General features: G+C 63.1%; 15 protein-coding genes. 6 read left to right on the top strand and 9 right to left on the bottom strand.

Features of this window, described 5'->3' with window-relative positions; all coding sequences use genetic code 11:
* Positions 1-181: 181 nt before the first annotated feature.
* A complete protein-coding gene (locus tag ABGN05_RS14455) occupies positions 182-1,267 on the bottom strand; it encodes an ABC transporter ATP-binding protein (RefSeq protein ID WP_367954737.1) in 1,086 nt (361 codons plus the stop codon).
* Positions 1,268-1,348: 81 nt separating this feature from the next.
* On the opposite strand from ABGN05_RS14455, the gene ABGN05_RS14450 reads away from it, so the two are divergent.
* A complete protein-coding gene (locus ABGN05_RS14450; protein WP_367954736.1) occupies positions 1,349-2,164 on the top strand; it encodes an FAD-dependent oxidoreductase in 816 nt (271 codons plus the stop codon).
* Positions 2,165-2,727: 563 nt separating this feature from the next.
* On the opposite strand, the gene ABGN05_RS14445 is transcribed toward ABGN05_RS14450, so the two are convergent.
* Complete coding sequence (locus ABGN05_RS14445) at positions 2,728-4,197, bottom strand: dicarboxylate/amino acid:cation symporter (protein WP_367954735.1); 1,470 nt, start codon at positions 4,195-4,197, stop codon at positions 2,728-2,730.
* Between the two features lie 348 nt (positions 4,198-4,545).
* On the opposite strand from ABGN05_RS14445, the gene ABGN05_RS14440 reads away from it, so the two are divergent.
* Together ABGN05_RS14440 and ABGN05_RS14435 are read left to right on the top strand one after the other, a co-directional pair.
* On the top strand, positions 4,546-4,998 hold the full coding sequence (locus ABGN05_RS14440; protein WP_367954734.1) for a DUF3489 domain-containing protein: 453 nt from the start codon (positions 4,546-4,548) through the stop codon (positions 4,996-4,998).
* A gap of 5 nt (positions 4,999-5,003) precedes the next feature.
* A complete protein-coding gene (locus tag ABGN05_RS14435) occupies positions 5,004-5,441 on the top strand; it encodes a DUF2924 domain-containing protein (protein ID WP_367954733.1) in 438 nt (145 codons plus the stop codon).
* A gap of 189 nt (positions 5,442-5,630) precedes the next feature.
* Here ABGN05_RS14435 and ABGN05_RS14430 read toward each other — a convergent pair whose 3' ends face one another.
* Positions 5,631-6,425, bottom strand: coding sequence for a class I SAM-dependent methyltransferase (locus tag ABGN05_RS14430; protein ID WP_367954732.1), 795 nt, complete (start codon positions 6,423-6,425; stop codon positions 5,631-5,633).
* A 56-nt stretch (positions 6,426-6,481) separates the two neighbouring features.
* On the opposite strand from ABGN05_RS14430, the gene ABGN05_RS14425 reads away from it, so the two are divergent.
* The 3 genes from ABGN05_RS14425 (at position 6,482) to ABGN05_RS14415 (ending at position 8,434) form a co-directional block, all read left to right on the top strand.
* Positions 6,482-7,612 carry an AraC family transcriptional regulator gene (locus ABGN05_RS14425; protein WP_367954731.1) on the top strand — a complete coding sequence of 377 codons (1,131 nt, stop codon included), beginning with the start codon at positions 6,482-6,484 and terminating at the stop codon, positions 7,610-7,612.
* A gap of 62 nt (positions 7,613-7,674) precedes the next feature.
* Positions 7,675-8,028, top strand: coding sequence for a phage major capsid protein (locus tag ABGN05_RS14420; RefSeq protein ID WP_367954730.1), 354 nt, complete (start codon positions 7,675-7,677; stop codon positions 8,026-8,028).
* A 205-nt stretch (positions 8,029-8,233) separates the two neighbouring features.
* On the top strand, positions 8,234-8,434 hold the full coding sequence (locus tag ABGN05_RS14415) for a hypothetical protein (RefSeq protein WP_367954728.1): 201 nt from the start codon (positions 8,234-8,236) through the stop codon (positions 8,432-8,434).
* Positions 8,435-8,752: 318 nt separating this feature from the next.
* Here the strand turns inward: ABGN05_RS14415 and ABGN05_RS14410 are convergent, their stop codons facing one another.
* From ABGN05_RS14410 to ABGN05_RS14385, 6 genes are read right to left on the bottom strand one after another with little or no spacing between them, the layout of a single operon-like run.
* Positions 8,753-9,505 carry an SDR family oxidoreductase gene (locus tag ABGN05_RS14410; RefSeq protein WP_367954726.1) on the bottom strand — a complete coding sequence of 251 codons (753 nt, stop codon included), beginning with the start codon at positions 9,503-9,505 and terminating at the stop codon, positions 8,753-8,755.
* Complete coding sequence (locus tag ABGN05_RS14405) at positions 9,506-10,288, bottom strand: alpha/beta fold hydrolase (RefSeq protein WP_367954725.1); 783 nt, start codon at positions 10,286-10,288, stop codon at positions 9,506-9,508. It abuts the gene before it with no gap.
* Positions 10,289-10,301: 13 nt separating this feature from the next.
* Complete coding sequence (locus tag ABGN05_RS14400; protein ID WP_367954724.1) at positions 10,302-11,174, bottom strand: GntR family transcriptional regulator; 873 nt, start codon at positions 11,172-11,174, stop codon at positions 10,302-10,304.
* A complete protein-coding gene (locus tag ABGN05_RS14395; protein ID WP_367954723.1) occupies positions 11,171-12,256 on the bottom strand; it encodes an amidohydrolase family protein in 1,086 nt (361 codons plus the stop codon). The genes ABGN05_RS14400 and ABGN05_RS14395 overlap by 4 nt, the downstream gene beginning before the upstream one ends.
* A 21-nt stretch (positions 12,257-12,277) precedes the next feature.
* Positions 12,278-13,267 (bottom strand): quinone oxidoreductase family protein, encoded by a 990-nt coding sequence (locus ABGN05_RS14390; RefSeq protein ID WP_367955136.1) that lies wholly within the window; start codon positions 13,265-13,267, stop codon positions 12,278-12,280.
* A 34-nt stretch (positions 13,268-13,301) separates the two neighbouring features.
* Positions 13,302-13,709, bottom strand: a complete 408-nt coding sequence (locus ABGN05_RS14385) for a Zn-ribbon domain-containing OB-fold protein (protein WP_367954722.1) — start codon at positions 13,707-13,709, stop codon at positions 13,302-13,304.
* Positions 13,710-13,712 lie beyond the last annotated feature (3 nt).

Here is a 13,712-nt window from a genome sequence, read left to right as displayed (position 1 = left end):
GCGACCACGGCAGGGAGCGGTTCTCCGAACAGATTCGACACACGCAAGCAGTCCGGCGACAGGTTTGCGATGCAGCCGGCCGAGAAACCACCCTTCTCGGACGACCGAATACGGCGGTCACCGGGTCTTTCAGAATGCGAGCACAAAAGCTCTCTGATCCGCCGGCAAACCGCCGGCAGGCTCAGTTACGCGCGTGGTAGGCTTGCCCCGACTGATCGAAGAGGTGTACCGCCGAGGGATCGAAATCGAGATCGACGTCGTCGCCAGGCGACACGTCGGAACGCCCACTGTCCTGGGCAATCACTTCGGTGCCGTCCTTGAGGGTGCAGTAAACCAGCGTCCGTTCGCCAAGCCGCTCGACCACGCCTGCCTTGGCCCGGATGGTTGCCGCATTCCGTTTGCCGGGATCGACGACCCTGATACCTTCGGGACGAATGCCAAGTTCGTAGGAACCGGAGACCGGATTGTCGAGGTAGAGCGGCATCGAGGTGCCATCTCCAAGTCGCGCGATTGCCCGATCTCCGCCCGATATGTCGGCTCGCACGAAGTTCATGCCCGGACTGCCGACGAACCCCGCCACAAACCGCGATGCAGGTTTGAGGTAGACCTCCATCGGCGTTCCGATCTGCTCGATCTTCCGATCGTTGAGAACGACGATGCGATCGGCGAGTGTCATCGCCTCGGTCTGGTCATGCGTGACATAGATCATCGTTGCCTTGATGCGCTGATGCAGTTCGGCAAGCTCGACACGGGTGCGGGCTCTCAGCGCGGCATCCAGGTTCGAAAGCGGTTCGTCGAACAGAAACGCCTTCGGTACCTTCACAATCGCGCGGCCGATCGCAACGCGCTGTCGCTGGCCTCCAGAAAGCTCGGAAGGGCGCCGTTCGAGCAGTTCACCCATTTCAAGGATGCGCGCGGCATCCTGGACGCGACGCTCGATTTCGTCGGCCGGCATTCCGATATTATGGAGCCCGAATGCCATGTTTTCGCGAACCGTCATGTGGGGATAGAGCGCGTAGTTCTGGAACACCATTGCCACGCCGCGCTGACCAGGCGCCAAATGCTCGCTGCGCCTGCCTCCGATGGTCAGCGTCCCACGATCAATCGTTTCCAACCCTGCGATCATTCTAAGGAGGGTCGACTTGCCTGAACCGGAAGGCCCGAGGAACACCACAAGCTCGCCAGAATTGACGGTCAGCGACAGGTTATCGATCACCTGCACATTGCCGAAGCTCTTGGAAACGTTAGCCAGTTCGATATCCGCCATCGGGCTCCTCCCAAACATGTACGTCCATATTTTCGGGTATACATCCATAGTCAAGATATTGAATGTCGCGAGACGATCGGTATGTATCGACGAAACACGCTCGAGGTGCTCAGGAACCTGAACGTACCCTGTGAAGCGCTCGATCGTAGAGGCTGCATCAAAGTCGAACCGCCGCTTGCCGAAGCTCCGGCCGAGTTCGTCGGAGGACTGAGGCTGCCAGACGACGAGACGGGTGACTGCCGGCTGTTCACCGAGCGTCTCGCGGCCATGGCGGAAGTACTGGGCGTAACGTTCTCCTACAGCACGGAACTTCTTTCGCTCGTGACCGACGGCCGCGCCGTGACGTCGGCCGCGACATCCCGGGGCCTGCGGATAGCTGACGGGTACGTGGTCGCGCTCGGAACCCGCTCCCCTGTCGCGCTCAAGGAGCTCGGGATCAGGCTTCCGGTGCATCCGGTCAAGGGCTATTCGCTCTCCATCCCCATAGTCGAAGAGACTATGGCGCCCGTGTCGACTCTCATGGACCAAACCTACAAGACCGCCATCACGCGTCTCGGAGTAAGGATCCGCGCGGGGGGCACCGCAGAACTGGCCGGATTCGATACGACCTTGCGAACCCTTCGACGGGCGGCGCTCGAGCATTCAGTGGGACAACTGTTCCCCTTCAGCGGGAACATGCAGAAGGCCACGTTCTGGAACGGCCTTCATCCCATGACGCCAGATGGACCGCCCATCCTCGGGAACACGCCCCTTGACCGGCTCTTCCTGAACACCGGCCATGGCACCCTGGGCTGGACCATGGCATGCGGCTGCGGACGCGTGTTGTCCGACATCATCTACGGAGAAACGCCAGAAGTGGAGACCGCTGGCTTGAACCTCTCGCGGTATTCGCGATGACTACAACAGTGGAACGAGGCGGCGCGGTCCTGTCGGTCGACCTTGCGGTACTTGCGTGGAATTTCGCCAGCTAAGGCGGCGGCTCCGCCGGTCCGCCTGCGCTGCCGTGGTGTAGGCCGATGGATACGGCCTCAGCGCCTCAATCGCTGGAAAAACGGTGGGGCGATGCCCCTCTCACCACATCGCGGTGACTGCAGAGATACCCGCCGCCGGTGCCCGGACGTTACATCCCGTGAGCTGGTCACAGAGTCGCTGGCTCACCTGAAATCGTCGGCAGCGATGAGAGCAAGCCTCGGGGGTTGTGGCGCACTCGGCAGGAGCTGTCCCCGCTTCGGCCATCGCTCTTTCATGCCGACCGCGACAGCTTTGAGGAAGGTGCGACCCATCGAGGGATTGATGCCTGCCGCTATCCGTTCGGCCAAGCGTCCGGTCATCCCTCCCCCGCGTCTCCGTCTACCACCGAACGGCGTCGGTGCAGGCTATCGTCCGTCCACAGCAGCCGCGTTCGAGCCGGCGATCCCGTTCATCACCCTGTACTCTGCCATGCTTGTACGCTGCCTGCGTCAAGTCGCCATCGGGGCCATGTCGGTTGCTTCGGCAGCCACGCGATTGCTCAGCACCATGCTCGCCACCAGATCGCCGGTAACGTTGACTGCCGTGCGGCTCATGTCGAGGATGCGGTCGACGCCGAGGATGATGACCATGCCGGCGGTGGGAATGCCAAATCCGGCCGCGACGCTCAATAGGATCGCGATGCTGACCCCGGGCGTGCCCGGCGCACCGATCGAAGAGGCGACCAGCGTTGCAGTGATGATGGCGATGTCGCCGAGCGACAGTTCGATGCCGGCTATCTGGGCGAGAAACAGGATCGCGACCGACTGATAGAGCGCGGTGCCGGCCATGTTCATGGTCGCACCTATCGGCACGACGAGATTGGCCGTCGCGTCCGAGACGCCGAGACGCCGCGCCGTCTGGATGGTCATCGGCATGACGGCCGACGAGCTTGACGTGGAGAAAGCCAGGAGCAGCGTGCCACCCGCCGTCTTAAGGAAGTGCATCGGTGCCACCTTGGCAACCAGCGCCGCGATCGCGAGATAGAGCACCAACAACAGCGCCAGCCCGAGTAATACGGTGCCGACATAGGTCGACATTGCGGCAACGGTCTCCAGTCCCACTCGCATGACAAGTTGGGCCATAAGCCCGAACACCGCGATAGGAGCCAGAAACATCGCCCATTTGACGATGGTCATGGCAATGGCGAGCAGCGCGTCGAGGAGAGCTATGAAGGGTGCCACCTTGTCGCGATTGACCTGTGTTGCAGCTATGCCGACCAGCATCGCAAGCACCACGACGGCGAGCAGGTCACCCTGTACGATCGAGGCGGTGGGGTTGGTGGGCAGTATACCGGCGATGATGTCGGGAGCCTGGGCGCCGTCGAAAGGCGAATCGCCGGCTTCCGGTATCGCCGCGCTGTCCGTTCCCGACAATACCTGGACCGATGCGCCGGGTTGCAGCCACCCGGCCAGCCAGACGCCTATCCACGCAGCGGCGAAGGTGGTGGCGAGGATGAAGCCGGCCAGCCTGAGGCCCGTCGAACGCAACTCCGCGCCCGACTGCGCACCGTTCAGCGCGCCGACGATAGAGGCGAAGATCAATGGCACCAGGACCATCGCGATCAAACCGAGAAAAATCCGCCCGGGCAGGGCGAGCCACGCTCCAAGCAGTTCGGCCGTCGCGGCATCCAGAACGCCGATATCGGGAGATAGGATGGTGCCGACAGCAAACCCGAGCGCCATGCCGACCAATACCTGGGCCCACAGTCTGGTGCGGATCCATGCATGGAGCTTGAAACGCTGCTGGTACAGGTGGATCGACTGCGGATTTTGCGCTTCGCTCGTGCCGCCAAACACCGCCATTTCCTGTCTCCGAGTTTTCGCCGTTTGATAACGCCAAAGGGGTGTGCAGGGCAAACGCGGGAGCTTGGCTCCGCCTAAGTTCAGAGAGGGAAAGTCGGAGTGCCGCAAGTCCGCCAAAATCTTTCCGAAAATCGACCAGACGCGTTGCCAATAAATCTTGGTCCTGCGGGGATCATCCGTTCCCTTGACGGGTACTGGTGGCGGCGAACGCCCGATTGCTGCGGTTCCGCGCGAAGAACTTGCGGCCCGGCGTTGGCCCCTTTGCCGCCATTCCGGACGGCGGCTCGATTCCCATTTTCGTTGTGCTGGCAATGCGAAGATTCCACTCGATTTCATCACCAAGCAAGCATTGGTTCGATCGTCGTTGCGGCCCGCGCGATATCTGAGATCCGCCTGGCAACTTGCCGGGCTTGTTGTGATAGCGGTGCAGGATGGTTCTGCGCCCTGGGGCAAAGGAGCCAAGCCATGACAGCCAGCAATACGATTTCGACATCTGTCGAGGGTTCGCGGCATGCAGTCGACACCGCAACACAGGCCGCCAGCGCAGACGAACAGTTTCGGGCGGATGAAGCCGACCAGCGGCCTGACGAACGCGGCGCTGCGATACTCGCCGAGAACGAAGTTCTGGAGCATACGAAAAAGGAGGGCAGCGGAGTCAAGCCTGCCCGCATGCAGTCGGCTCGCACTGCGGCCCAAAGGAGTGCGAAGGTCTCGAAGACGGAAGCGGCACTGAAGTTCCTGCGCCGAAAAAATGGTGCTGCGCTCTCTTATCTGCGGGAGGCAACCGGCTGGCAGGCGCACTCCGTGCGAGGTTTCTTGTCTGGGACGGTGAAGAGGAAGCTGGGCCTGAACCTGTCGAGTGAGGTGAGCAAGCTGGGGGTGCGCCGCTACCGAATCAGCACCGTGGCCGTGGACTGATTGCCATGCGCGGCAACGACAATCGGGAACGAGAGGTCGCCGCGATAGGCGACCTCTCACGGGAAGAACTCATCGTGCTGTGGCAGAAGACCCATGGCTGCCCGCCGCCGAAGGGCATCAACCGGCTGCTCCTGGAGCGATCGGCCGCTTGGAACCTGCAGGCAAAGAAGCTTGGCAGGCTCTCAGGGGCTGCTCGGGCTGGCCTGCGCCTCGGATCTCGTACGCATAAGAAGACACCCCGCTCGACGACGCCGGGCGGCGGTGCTGATGGTATTGTGCATGCTACCAGCATGAACGTTCCTCCTCCACAGGAGACCTTACCCATCGCTTATCAGAAATCCTTCGCACCTGCGCTCGCCGTGGCCGGGTTCATTCTCCGGGTACTTCCGCCGCGGGAGGCGCTACACTCCACATGCGCGACATCTAAGAACGCTCGCACGTAATGATTGAGCATAACTGCCGCCGATCGTTCTTCGTTGGCCGCTGCTTGGATGGCCGATCGGAAGAGTGCGGCAAGGGCGAGTGTCGAAAGCTCCAGTGTCGCGCTTTTTAGCACTGTGAGACTCCCGTGATGCAAGGCCCACGTGCCGATTTGCCTCGCTGTCGCTGAAGCCCGAAACCCCCGGGCTGCGCTAGCGCTTCTGCGTTCTTATGATGAGCGATGGCATGTCGAATTCGATGACTTCATCGCCGGTCAAAAACGGCTTGAGAGCCGTCTCTGATTCCTTGAGAAGCAGCTCGAACTGTTGATCGGTGAGCACGCCTCCGAGCGTCCACACGCAAGCACGCTCAGTTGATACCATCGCGTCGATCGACTCGAAGCGCACCTCTTCATTGCGCTGCACGACCTCGGCGTCTTCGATACCCGCCTCGCGGCAGATTTCGTGGAGTTGGCCGGCATCGCCGAGGCTGAAGGGGGCGCGGAAGGCGTCACCCACCCGTCGCCCGAAGAGCCGGTCGAGCAACAACGCGAATGCGCCGTAACCCGCAGAGTTCTCGACGGCATCGCACACGGCAACCGCCAGTCTCCCACCTGGTTTCAGAACCCGCATCATCTCTCGGAGAGCTTGCGCCTTGTCATCGAAGAACATGAACCCGAACTGGCTGACGACGGCGTCGAAGCTCCTGTCTGGCAGCGGCAAAGCTTCGGCCCTGCCTTCCAACCATTCGATGTTTACGGGCTTGCGCTGTGCTACCGCGAGCATCTGCGGATTGGCGTCCAACCCGACGACCGAGCCGGACGGGCCGACGATCTCGTCCGCGGCGAGCGTCAGCGCGCCGGTGCCGCAGGCCACGTCGAGCACGCGGTCGCCTTCGCGCAATTCCGCTTCCGCGGCGACAACCGGCCCCCATTGGGCGAACAGCGCCGGTACGAAACGGGCATCGTAAATTTCGGCGGGACTGCGGACTTCGTTGATTGTGTTCATTGCCTTCCTCCCTCCACGCTGGTTGCCCAAGAAGGGCATAATCGCTGGATATGCCAGTGCGGGAAGGTTATCGTAGCGTCATGCCGCAAGCCCATGACCGTTCGTCTTTCTCGCTTGCCGCATCGTCCAAAGTTCTGGATGCGGAGCAGTCGCACGACGTTTCGAAGGTGGAAGGACCACCAGCTTCATGCCGGACGCGGGGCACCGACCCCCTCTCGGACGTGTTACGCGCTGTCAAGCTGACGGGCGCGCTGTTCTTCCTGGTCGATGCGTCTTTCCCTTGGGGCGTGGAGGTGCCGCACGCCGACGCCTTCTCTCCAATCATCCTGCCGCGCGCACAGCATGTGGTCTCTTATCACATCATCCTCAAGGGCGCGGGATGGGCGAACGTGCCCGGCGTCGCGTCAACCTGGTTCGAAGCGGGCGACGTGCTGGTGTTTCCGCATGGCGATCCCTATTCCATGCTCAGTGGATCAGACCAACCGCCGGAATTCGATGCCGAAGCTACAATCGCCTATTTCCGCGAGATGGCGGCAGGCAAGCTGCCCTTCGTGAGCAAGGAAGGCGGCGGAGGCGAGCCGCGCAGCGAGTTTGTTTGCGGCTTTCTCGGCTGCGACATGCAGCCATTCAATCCCGTGCTTTCCACGTTGCCGCACATCCTGCGCGTCAAGCGGTCCGAAACCGGAAGTGACGATCTGCTTAGCCACCTCATTGACCTCACTCTTCTCGAAGCGCGACAGCCGCGGGTCGGTGGTGAGACCATTCGGCTAAGGCTGAGCGAGTTGGTCTTCGTAGAGGTGATGCGTCGGTATCTTGAGACCTTGCCCGCCCATGAGACAGGCTGGCTATCGGGCCTGCGCGACCCGTCGATCGGCAAGGTCCTAATCATGCTCCATGAGCGACCCGCGTATCCGTGGACCCTGAATGAGCTGGCCAGCCGCGCCGGCATGTCACGCGCGGCCTTGGCCGCTCGCTTCACGCATCTCATCGGGCAGGCCCCGATGCAGTATCTGACGCTCTGGCGCATGCAGATCGCTGCTCGTCTCCTTGCCGACGGTTCGACCAAGGTCGCAGCGGTGGGACGCGAAATTGGCTATGAATCTGAAGCCGGGTTCAGCCGGGCGTTCAAGAAAATCGTTGGCGTGTCCCCTGCCGCATGGCGCCATAGTGCCTTTAGAAACGAATGATCGCAAAACGGTGGATTGGATACTCCGAGCAGAGTCGGACGGAGGCGAAAGAGACCTTCGGCGTGAAAACCTACGCGAAGATTTCGAACTCGCGGCAGGCTCTGATCAATGGCGACCTGGTAGCGTTCGCCGATACGCTCGCCGCGTTCGGCCGGGCGGCAGCGGAGACAGAGGTGCAGTTGATGGCCGACCCTCTCCTGGCCAATAGCGGGCTTGGACCGACCTTAGACGACGGCAAGACGCTTTTTCACGCCGACCGGAACAACATCGGCACGAGCGCAGCGATCAACGTGGCGGCTCTGTCCGAGGCACGGAAGATCATGCGCGAGCATAAGGTCTCGACGGCACAACGCCGACCACTGCCAACATCGTCGAGGAGGCAAATCCCTTCGCTAAACTGTACGAGCTCTACGTAGAGCCGCGTTTGGAGAAACATTCGTGGCGCCTAGCTACCTATCGCCGGGGGCATTCGCCTTCGTGGTTAGCCAGACGTTAGACGTTCGGGTGCATTCTTACCCTGCGTCTGATTGTGTTCCGGGTATCAGAACGCCACTGAAAGCCTCACCGGCAACCGACGCCGAGGCTTGCCGATGAGGCTCTGAACCTTCGGAGAGATATCCGGTGGATGGATCACAAAAAGGCAAGCGAGAGGTCTTCGGATTTGACATGTGCCTGGACGACATCAAGGTGATCGTCTTCAAGGAACCCGTGACGCTTGGAGCCTGGACCGACCCCGAGATCGATTGGCAGATCCAGGCGCTAAAGAACGATCTGGACACCCTCGCAGCCGACATGAAGAAGGCGGCGCTGAAGCACTTCTGAGGGGTGTAATTGCCTCCATGTACGGCGGCCACCTGCCGCGACTGCGGATATACCAGCGCGGCGGGAACGAAATCGACAGAATGTCGAAGCAACTGGCGCGGTCGACTACTCATGGTCCCTCCGGTTCACGGCATCATGCCGAATTTCAGGCAGAATTTCACTTGTCTCGAGTGTCCAGTTCTCACGAGCCAACTCTGCACATGGTTGTTCAGATCGGCCGAGAGTCGGTCGGCCAGCATGCCAAGAAGCGGAACCGGCACCGGCGATGAGTAGTCGAAGTGCCGTCCGCAATCATGTTTTCCACGAACTGCGATGTGCCTATCTGCCGCCGGACATGACGACGTTCGCGCCGACGCAGTAGTCGGCTTCTGCGGAAAGCAGCCAAAGGATGCCCCGCGCGATCTCGGCAGGCTCGGCGACCCGGCCGATCGGAACGGTTCCTTCCAGACGCGCCAGTCGCTCGGGTGGATTGAGCGCGGTGCGGGTCAGCCCGGGGCTGAGCAAGTTGACACGAATGCCCTCGCGCGCCACCTCGCGCGACAGTCCGACCGAAAAACTGTTCACCGCGCCCTTGCTGGCGGCGTAGTGCACGCGTTCGCCGGAGCTGCCGTTGGTCGCAGCGACGGAGGACACGTTGACGATGCTGCCTCCCTTGCCGCCATTGCCGGTCGACATGCGCCGCACCGCCTCGCGGCAGCACAGGATGCAGCCAAACACGTTGATCTCAAACAGCCGCACCATTTCCTGCGCCGAAAGCCCGTCGAGGCGCGTTGGCCCGCCCATGATGCCAGCGCTATTGACGAGCGCTTCAATCCCGCCGAAGCGCCCGGCGGTGGCGTCGAACAGATCGCGCACCTCTGCTTCGACCGAAGTATCCGCACGGAAGGCGAAGGCCGCACCGCCGAGCGACTCGATTTCGTCAACAACGGCCTCGGCTTCGGCGCGCGAACGCAGATAATTGACGCAGACGCTATAGCCCCTTTCCGCCGCGAGCCGCGCCGTCGCCGCGCCGATACCGCGCGATGCGCCAGTAATGATAATTGGACGGTGCGGTTTTACGGTGTCGGGCATTCAGTCGGTATCCTTTGTAACGCGGTCGAGGAATTCGATCACTGTGCCGGAGAATTGCTCCGGCCGCTGGTAGGGAATGAAGTGCGCAGCGTCAGTGATCTCGACGAACTCGGCCGTTGCCAGGTGACGATGGATGTCGTGCGCATGTTCGGGCGGCAGCAAGCCGTCGCGGCCGCCGGCGAGGATGAGGACTGGGCAGTGAATCGCCTGCAGGTGTGACGAGATGTCTGCATCGAGCATGCCTTCGATCTGTAAGGCGTAGCCGACCGGGTCCTGCGCCGCGAAGCGTCTCGCATAGTCCTTCAGGCGAGCTTCGTCCTCAAATCCTACGAAGGCATTGTCGACAGCGCCCGGCATTACCGCCCGCATCCCTTCGCGGCGCACGCGGTCGGCGCGTTCCGACAGCATGACGCGTGCGGAGGTCAGTGTGCGGTAGCCGGGGTTTGAAAGCACGAGCGCGTCGCAGAGCTCGGGATGCAGGCCAGCAAATGCGGTGGCGACCATCGCGCCGACTGCGCACCCGACAGGCACGACCTTTCCGGCCCCGCGAACGGCCACGAGCGCTGCCAGGTCGCGTGCATGCGCATCGACGGAGATCGGCCGGCCCGACGCCGGCGAGCCGCCGGCGCCGCGCAGGTCAACGGCGATACAGCGGTGACGCTGCTGCAGGAAAACGCTGCAAGCATCCCAGAAGTGGCTGTCGGCACCCATCGGATGTATCAGCAGCAGGACAAGCCCGCCCGCGGCGCCTGCCTCGGTAAAACTCAGCGAAGAAGCGTGCACGGCGGCGCCATCGTTAGCGGGCGTCCGGCACATTGTCATCGACCGGCCGGTAGGGAAGGTTCAGCGTGCCGACTCTTTGGAAGTAGTTTTCCAGGCTGACCAGCGCCGCCGTGTGGTTGCCGCGCAAAATCGCCCCGGCCAGATTGGAATCGTGGTTTTCATAGGCCTTCACCAGCTGAGTGTGGTCTTCCATGGACTTGCGCATGCGCGAAGGCTGGGAAAGGCTCAGGCGGCGGATCGACAGGCTGCGCAACAGCAGCGAATCATGTATGCGTTTGGCAGTGGCATTGCCGGATAGGCGCGTATCGGTGTCGTGGAATTCGACGCTCAGCCAGGAAAATGCCGTGACGTCGCCGAGATCCGCAGCGCGCTGCATGCGCGCCAAAATGGCGCGGAGAGTTTCGATGTCGGCCTCGGTGGCGCGCTTGGCGGTGTCGATGGCCATCAGCTCGAAAAGAACGGTGCGGGTGCGGTAAACCTCGCTGACCTCGGTCAGAGTGTGGAGATGCGCGCGCGGCCGGCGGCGCGGCGGGATGTCGACGAGACCTTCGTGTTCGAGCAGGATCAGCGCCTCGCGGACCGGGGTCCGGCTGGTTTGGTAGCGCCGCGCCAGTTCGACCGTGTTGAGATCATGCCCCGGGGGGATCACGGCCTCGACAATCTCGGCGCCGACCTCGCAGGCGATCTGCGCTACCAGCGACGGGCGGTCGTGCCGGCTGGCAACGATCGAGCGGATGACATGCTGGGCCTGGGCCATCGACGTGGAGCGGTCCATCATCCGCGGATCGCCGGAACCTTCGCCGGAGTCGCCGACGGCGACCGGCTTCGCGGCAGACAGCGCGGGCCGGGTTGGCCGCTTGATCGGAGTCTGTGCCATCGCCGTCATCTCCCGCTCGCCTCCGAGCCCGCCGCTCGCGGAATTGTTTCGTCGAGTTCCAATCCGAGGCCATAGGTGCGGTTCGCGCAGCCGAAGAACAATTCATGCCTTTCGGTGGGCGAACCATCCGCGACAATCTTCTTGAACGCGTTCCACACCGTGCAATAGGAAGCAGTTCCCTTATCCACGGGAAAGTTGCTTTCGAACATGCAGCGCGCCGCGCCGAACAGTTCGATACAGGCCCGCATATAGGGCGCCCACGCGTCGGCCAGCTGCGAGGAGTCAGCCGGCACCGGATGCTCGGCGAACGGGAAACCGGACATCAGCATTCCAAAGCCACCGAGTTTTACCGAGATGTTGTCGAAGCCGGCAAGCTTCTTCATGAAATACAGCCAGTCATCGAACACCTCGGCACGCCGCCCGGCGTAGGGGCCTATGCCGATCGGGCCGCCCTGATGGTTGAGCACGAAGCGCGTGTCGGGCGCCGCGTGCGCGAGATCAGCCAGTTCGTTGAGCTGGGTGTGGTACATCCAGGCATCGAAGACGAGGTTGCGGCGAGTCAGCTCAGCGAGACCGCGGCGGAAGCCGGGATCGTAGAGCTTGCCAGGGGGCGGCAGGATGACTGAGCCGCGCGCTTCCGGATCGGCGTGCCAGGCGGAAGTGTCGCGGATGCCGCGCAGTCGTCCGCCGGACACTTCGGCATGGCGGTCGAGGGCGTCGCCCGCGGCCTGGCCGACGGACAGATCGACATAGCCGACAATGCCGGCGGCGATCCGAACCCTGCTTCCTGTCTCCGCCACGCAGCGCTGCGCGAGGGCCGCGATCATCTCCGTCTCCCCAGCCGGCCGCAGATGCTCGGGCCCGCCCGTCCAGAAACCGGTCTTGCCCTCGGCGGAGATGGTGGCAACCACATTGTGGCCGCTGGCGAGATCGGCCGCCATTTCCTCGAAGAGATAGCGGGCGCCAGGCTTGTCCCAGAGATGATGGTGCGCGTCGATGATCGGGAAATCCGGCTCGATCGGCGCCTCGACGTGCTGTGCCAGCCATTCCGGCCGGATCGGGATGTGCCGCGCTTTAGCTGCCGTGGTCATCGTGCCGCGTCCGCAAGCCGTTCAGGGGATTAGGACACTGGCGCCCTGGGTGTTGCGCGATTCCAGGGCGCGGTGCGCCTCGGCGGCGTCGGCGAGCGCGAACGTCTGGTTGACCTGCACCTTGATGGCGCCGCGCAACACTACGTCCATCAAATCGCTGGCGCGCGAGAGAAGCTCGGCGCGGCTGCGCACGAACCAGGCGAAGGCGGCGCTGGTGATGCTCAGCGAGCCGAGCCGGTTGAGGGTGAACAGATCGAATGGCGGAACAGGTCCCGAGGCAGTACCGAAGCTGACAAGCGTGCCGCGCGGCCGCAGGCTGTTGAGCGACGCTTCGAAAGTATCGCGGCCGACACCGTCGAAAACGACGGGCACGCCTTCGCCGGCGGTCAGCTGGCGGACCCGCTCGGCGAAGTTGCCGTCGCCCGAGATCAGGGCATGGGTGCAGCCATTGGACAGCGCGATGCGCGCCTTTTCCGGGGTGCTGACCACGCCGATGACGCGCGCGCCAAGGTAGTGCGCCCATTGCGTGAGGATCTGTCCGACGCCGCCGGCCGCGGCGTGAACGACGATGGTGTCGCCCGGACCGACCGGATACACGCTCTTGAGAAGGTACTGCGCGGTCAATCCCTTGACGATCATCCCGGCAGCGGTGACGTCATCGATCTCCTCGGGAAGCAGCACCAGTCGCGTCGCGTCGAACAGTCGCGCCTCGGAATAGGATCCGGGCGGAAAGGCAGGTCCGCCGGCGGCATAGGCGACGCGATCGCCGACCTTGACATCGGTGACGCCGGGCCCGATCGCCTCGACCACGCCGGCTGCCTCGCCGCCCAGCACATGTGGCAGGCTGGGCAGGGGGTAGCGCCCCTCGCGGTTATGGGCGTCGGCGAAATTGAGGCCGATCGCGGTATGCCGGACACGGGCCTGGCCGGCACCCGGCTCGCCAACCTCGACATCCTCGTAGCGCAGCTTGTCGGGTCCCCCATATTCATGGACGCGAACGGCTTTGACGATGGGCATGCGGGTACTCCTGGATTGTCGCTTTGCGTCAGACCGACCGCCGAAAGCGCGGCAGCGCCACGCCGTCGTCCATCTCGACCACCGTCAGTTCGACGCGGCTGCCGATGATGCCTTCGCCGTGCGGGTTGTCGACGAGATTGCTGATGATGGTCGGGCCTTCGTCGAGCCGGACCGCGATGACATTGTGGGGCGCCGGATAGGCCGGCAGATACTGCCTGTGGAAGATCACCCAGGACAGCAACTCACCGCCGCCGCCGACCGGCTTCCACTCCGCACGGGGCGACAGGCAAGCCTGGCAGACCGGGCCAGGCGGATAGCGCCAGGTTCCGCAATCAGCGCAGCACTGTAGGTGCAGACGTCCCTCGCTCTTGAGCAGCGCCCAGAACGGCTCGTTGTAAAGGCCGAGAACCCGCGGCGGCGTGGTCTGCGTCTGCATAGA

This window comes from Aquibium pacificum (genome assembly GCF_040839445.1).
Lineage (GTDB): Bacteria > Pseudomonadota > Alphaproteobacteria > Rhizobiales > Rhizobiaceae > Aquibium > Aquibium pacificus.
This window is presented reverse-complemented; position numbering and strand designations above follow the sequence as displayed.